The following is a 4,882-nucleotide window of genomic DNA, read 5'->3' as shown; positions in this document are numbered from 1 at the left end:
GGGCGGGGCGGGGAGAAAAGCCCGCCGCAGGCGCCCCCACCTCAACCGAGACGCACCCGCACCTCACCCCGCACGCACCCACTACTCCGACGCCGCCGCCGTAGCCTTCAACGCCAACCACAACTCCATCCGGACATCCGCATCATCCAGCGACCGCCCCAGAATCTCCTCGACCCGCCGCATCCGGTACCGCAACGTATGCCGATGCACCCCGAGATCCGCCGCCGCCGCATCCCACTGCCCATGCCGCGACAGCCACGCCCGCAGCGACTCGACCAGATCGCCGCGCCCCGTCGCATCGTGCTCGTACAGCGCCCGGAGCATCCCGTCCGCGAAGGCCCGTACCGCATCGTCGGCGAGCAGCGGAAGCACCGAACCCGCGGCAAGCGACTCGTGCTCCACGAGGAAGCGACCCCGGCGGCGGGCCACCGAGAGCGCCTGCTCGGCCTGCTTGTACGCGGCCGCCGCGGCGATCGGACCGGCCGGCGCGGACAGACCGACCACCAGGTCGTCGGTCTCGGGCGCGGGCTGGTCGCGCCCCGCCGCACGCGCCGTCTCCAGCTGACGCGTGTGCTCGACGCACGCCGACGCCGCCGCTCCCCCGTCGGTCATGAGCACCACGAGCCGGTCGCCCCCGTCCGGCACGACCAGGACCGCCTCACCGGAGTGCGCGGCCGCGGCTTCGACCACATCGGCCAGGGCGACCAGCGGGTCCTCCTCGGCCGCGGGATCCGCGGCCGGTTCCGGCGGCAGAGGCGCGTGCACATCCGCGTGCACCCGGGACGAGGCGGAGACGGTCTCGGCGACGAGCAGCCGGAACGGCGCGTCGAGCAGCCCGCCGTACAGATCGCCCGCGACCGTACGGGCGTGGCTTGGCTCACCGGCGAGCAGCATCCGAAGGACGGCCGCGCCGAGGCGTTGCTCGGCCGAGTGCAGGGAGCGGGACCGTTCCGTGGTGAGGGTGAGCAGGGCGATCGCCGAGTGCACGGCATAACGCTCGGCGGTGCCGAGACTGCTCGCGGTGCCGACGGCGAGCGCCGTACGAGGGCGGCGTCCGGCGCCGATCGAATGGAGCTCCACACGGTCGTCCGCACCGGAGACCACCAGGCTCGCGGGGGCCGGGCGCGAACGCAGCCGCTCCACGTCGGGGGTGAGCGTGGCGGCGCGGCGCGCGGCCCAGTCGGGCGCGGTGGCGACGACGGCGCCCGCCGCGTCGTACAGCGCCGCCCAGCCGTCGACCTGCGCGGCCAGCGCGGCGAGCAGCCCCTCCGGGCCGCCCGCGAGCGCCTGCTTGGTGAGTTCGCGCTGCGCGGCGAAGCCGGCCGTCACCGACTTGTACTGATCGGCCGCGATCGCCGCCGAGACCGCCTTGCTGATCGCCAGGAAGGGCGTACGGCGCGGCACTTCGAGCAGCGGCAGACCCTCACCGGACGCGGCGGAGACCAGCGCGTCCGGGATGTCCTCGTAATTGACCCCGACCGCGAAACCGAGGCCGATCACACCCGCATCCACGAGGCGCTTCACATAGCTGCGCATCGCGTCGTGGTCCTCGGCGTCCAGTTTGAGCGCCGTGATCAGCAGCAGCTCGCCGCCTTCCATGTACGGAACGGGGTCGGCGAGCTCGCTGACGTGGGCCCAGCGCACCGGGGTGTCCAGCCGGTCCTCACCTGCGCGCACGCGGAGCTTGAGCGCGGAGTGATGGACGAGCGAGGCGAGCGTGGGCGGCATGGGCCTTCCGGAATTCCTGGGCGGGACGATGGAGCGGGCGAAGCAGCGGGACGAAGGGTGCGATGAGGGACTGGGACGACTTGTCGGCTTTTGGCCGGGACGTATGAAGCGGGTACCGCAATTCTGCCTCAGTGTATGGACAACTTGTGCGCCCCGTGGCGATTCTGTGCTGCTGCGGTGGGAGCGCGGGCTGTTGCTGTGCGATTCCGAGCGGCTGCTGTGCGATCGCGTGCGCATCGGTCACCCGCCGGTGCCGGGGAGACGAAGGGGCGGACGGCATGGGCAGACGCGGGGGCCGGGGGGATTCGTCCGGAGGCCGAGGAGGTTCGTCCGGGGGTCAGGGGAATGCCTCCGGAGGCCAGGGCGACTCGTCGATACCGGACGAGGAGTGGGAACGGTTTCTGCGCGAGTCCGAGGCGGGCGCCGCACCCGCCCCCGCGGAACCCTCCGCCCGGGCCCGCCAGGTGGCGGCCCGGCTGCGCGACTCCCCGGAGCCCGGCGCCTGGCGTACGGGACCGGCGGCCGAACCCCGGCGCGCTCGCGCCAGGAAGTGGGGGTACGCCGCGGCGATCGTGGGCTCGGTGGCGGTGCTGCTCTTCGCCATGAAGCCCTCGCTCCTGACCGGCGGCGATCCGGCCCCGAAGCCCTCCGAGCCCCTCCCGGCCAAGGCCCTTCCCGCCGAAACCGCGCCACCCGAAACCGCGCCACCCGAAACCGCGCCGCCCGAGACCGCGCCACCGCCCGTCGACCCGCAGGCCCCGACCCTGGCCGAACCGTTCCGGGGATCGCCCGCGTCGCAGTGGGCCGACGGCGCCGAAGGCGTGCACGTCCCCGGGGCACGGGCCACCGCCTGGATGAGCGAGGCCGAGGTGGCCCAGGCCCTCGTGCTCGCGCGGGAGTTCCTCGTGGCGACGAATCTGGACCCGAAGGTGCTCTACGGCGAGCGGCCCGCCAAGGCGATCACGCTGATCAATCCGCACCAGCCCGATATGCGCAGGTTCGTGGACCGGGCTCTGCGCAAGCCGACCGAGCAGGACGACCCGACGTACTTGATCAGCCGCTTCCACCCGTTCAAGACCAAGCTCGTGGGCGAGGTGGTCAAGACCCGGGGCCGGCTGACGTACAAGAAAGGAAGCAGGGGCGACCTCGTGGTGACCGCGGATGTCACGCTCGTCTACCCGGTCACGACGGTCGCGGAAGGCGACGAGGAAGTGCTGCGCGTCATCGTCCGCCGCGAGCTGACGTTGAGCTGGGACGATCCGGCCAAGTGGCAGACCGCGCCCGGCACTTTCTCGGTGCTCGACTACCGCTCCGAGTTCACCAACACCGGCTGCGACACCGCACCCACCGGCTATATCGAGCCCTGGTTCGCCGCGACGGCAGAAGCTTCCGGCGGTCCGAGCGCCGGCGCCCCGACCGTCGACCCTTACGACCGGTCCGCGCCGATGCGGGAGCCGGACGCGGGGTGCCAGGCCGTCAGCCGGACCTGAGACGAGGGATGCCAGGCCGTCGGCCGGACCTGAGACGAGGGATGCCGGGCCGTCAGCCGGACGCAGGAACCCGGGGCACTACCCCCGCAGGTCCACGAGCAGCGGCGGCGCGTGCTCCCCGCGCACCGTCGTCAGCGAGAGCACCGCATGCCCCGGCGGCACGGCGTGGGCGAGTTCCGAGGCCGACCAGCGTTCGCGCTCCACCTGCCGGACGGTCACGGACTGGGCGGTCGGCGCCTTGCCGGTGATGACCTTCCGTACGAAATGGGAGACCTTCGTCAGCGGCTCGTCGGCGACGATCTGCCGGTCGGTGACATCGCGCGCCTCGATCCACTCCTTGCCCCAGACCTCCGCGAACTGCTGCCCGTCCCACGGCGTCACCCCGCTGAGCGCCATCCGGCAGCCGGCCGCGCCGAGCAGGGCGGTGCGCAGCGGAGGGGCGACCTCGTCGAGCGTACGGAGGGTGAGGACGGTACCCGCGTTCGCCGACCTCAGCCGCTGGATGCCGCGGACGGCCTCGGGCGTGATGGTGCGCGCCGCGTCGTCGAGGATCAGGCAGGCGAACAGCGAGCGGTCCTCGCGGTGCGCGGCGCTCGCGGTGAACTGCGCGAGGACAAGGCGGGCCAGGATCCGCGAGGCGTCCGCGTGGCCGCGTTCGGGCAGGTCGATCCGCACGCGTACGGGATGGTCGAGGGCGCGCAGCGAGAAGGGCTGCGTCTGACCCGTCGTATCGAAGAAGCCCGCGAAGGCCGGGCGGTCGAGGAGCGCGACGCGGTCGGCGAGCAGGGAGCCGGGGTCGCCGGAGGCGCCCGACTGCCGCTCGCGGGCGTCGAGTTCGCGCAGCATCGGCTCGTCGCCCGCCTCGTCGAGGGCCTTGCGCAGCTCCTCGAACGGCCCCGGCGCTCCGTCGAGGAGTGCCCGCAGCTCCGGTACGGAGGGGAAGCGGCCGTGCACGGCCCGGTAGGGGCCGAGGAGTTGGGCCAGCACCGTGGCCGAGCGGCGGCTGTCGCCGCCCGGGTGCGGGTCGGCGAGATCGCCGACGAGTGCCTCGGCGAGCACGGTGGCGGCCTCGTCGGGGTCGCTCGTACCGCCGTAGAGGTCGAAGTCGTACTCGGAGTCGGGGTGTCCGATACGGATCACCACGTCGTAGTTCTCCGCGGGCCCGAGCCCGACACCCGCCGCACCGACGACCACCACGGCCGCGCGGCCCGCGAGCGCCCCCAGGCACAGGGCCTCGGCGAGCGGGCGGATCACGCTGCCGGTCTTGCCGGAGCCCGAGGGGCCGACGGCGAGGAAGCTGGTGCCGAGCAGTTCGGGGCCGAGCGCGAGTCCTGTGCCGCGATAGGCGTACGGATTGCGCTGGTCGTCCGCCGCCTTGCCGAGGCGGACCTGCCCGGTGCGCAGGTCGTGGCGGGCGGTGCGGGTGGTGAGGTCGCGGGCGCCGGAGGGGTGCAGGCAGGCGGCGGCGCCGTCGCTGAGCACGGCGCGGGTGAAGGTGTCGAGGGGGTGGCGGCCGGAACGCACCGACTGCCAGGCCCGCTCGATCCGCGCCAGGTCCACGTCCCGCATCCGTCCCGCGCCGGCCTCGGCGGCCAGCTTGTCGGCGGCTTCGGCGGCGCCGGCGGCGCGGAGGTGGGGCCAGCGGGCCGGGTCCTCCTGGGGAG

The 4,882-nt window shown here is 73.6% G+C and carries 3 protein-coding genes; 1 reads left to right on the top strand and 2 read right to left on the bottom strand.

What is annotated here, in order from left to right; all coding sequences use genetic code 11:
* Nucleotides 1-81: 81 nt before the first annotated feature.
* Complete coding sequence (locus G6045_RS39210) at nt 82-1,728, bottom strand: PucR family transcriptional regulator (RefSeq protein ID WP_165337024.1); 1,647 nt, start codon at nt 1,726-1,728, stop codon at nt 82-84.
* A 278-nt stretch (nt 1,729-2,006) separates the two neighbouring features.
* Between G6045_RS39210 and G6045_RS39205 the strand changes: the two genes are divergently transcribed.
* Nucleotides 2,007-3,218, top strand: a complete 1,212-nt coding sequence (locus G6045_RS39205; protein WP_165337023.1) for a hypothetical protein — start codon at nt 2,007-2,009, stop codon at nt 3,216-3,218.
* A 78-nt stretch (nt 3,219-3,296) separates the two neighbouring features.
* Here G6045_RS39205 and G6045_RS39200 read toward each other — a convergent pair.
* The coding region (locus G6045_RS39200; RefSeq protein ID WP_165337022.1) for a type IV secretory system conjugative DNA transfer family protein at nt 3,297-4,882 on the bottom strand (1,586 nt) is incomplete at its 5' end.

Source organism: Streptomyces mesophilus, assembly GCF_011044995.1.
Classification (GTDB): domain Bacteria; phylum Actinomycetota; class Actinomycetes; order Streptomycetales; family Streptomycetaceae; genus Streptomyces; species Streptomyces mesophilus.
This window is presented reverse-complemented; position numbering and strand designations above follow the sequence as displayed.

Coding starts and splice junctions, on each gene's coding strand:
- G6045_RS39210 (WP_165337024.1), bottom strand. CDS start 1,728: ATGCCGCCCACGCTCGCCTCGCTCGTCCATCACTCCGCGCTCAAGCTC.
- G6045_RS39205 (WP_165337023.1), top strand. CDS start 2,007: ATGGGCAGACGCGGGGGCCGGGGGGATTCGTCCGGAGGCCGAGGAGGT.